Consider the following 513-nt stretch of genomic DNA (forward strand, 5'->3'; position numbering starts at 1 on the left):
GTCTGATAACCACAATTCCGGGGTAACGTTCCTTTAAAATCCGTGCTACGTTGTGGGGGCTTCTGCTGTATTCATCACCATCAAGATAGAAACAATCAATCAGATAATAGTGATCGTTATCCGGGTTGCGTACCGCTACAGTTAACACTGTTGGATCGAGTTTCTCACCCCAATCTATAGCCGCTATTGCATCCCAATGATCAGACGGGTTAACCTCCATCAGCTTGATCTGTTCGTCGTCTATATCGAATACCGCGCCAGTGCCTAACACTGGTAAACCTCTGCGCCTCATTTCGTGTTGCCACTTAGGGTAACTGGCAAGCTCTTTAATTATCATTTCTGGCGTGAAGTTAGGGCAATCATCCCATGATGCGGATTTAAGATATAAAACCCCGGATTCATCATTATCAAATAGTTTATTTAGTTCCGTGTAACCCCTTTCAGGCGTTGCGGTAATCATCAGATAACCAGACTTACCCGGCCCTACCGCATTAATCAAACGTGCCTTACAGA

General features: G+C 44.8%; 1 protein-coding gene. It reads right to left on the reverse strand.

Annotated elements, in window-relative coordinates:
• On the reverse strand, nucleotides 1–513 hold a 513-nt coding region (locus N1032_RS28000; RefSeq protein ID WP_259544018.1), incomplete at both ends, for a hypothetical protein.

Source organism: Herbiconiux daphne (assembly GCF_024979295.1).
GTDB classification, from domain to species: Bacteria; Actinomycetota; Actinomycetes; order Actinomycetales; family Microbacteriaceae; genus Herbiconiux; species Herbiconiux daphnes.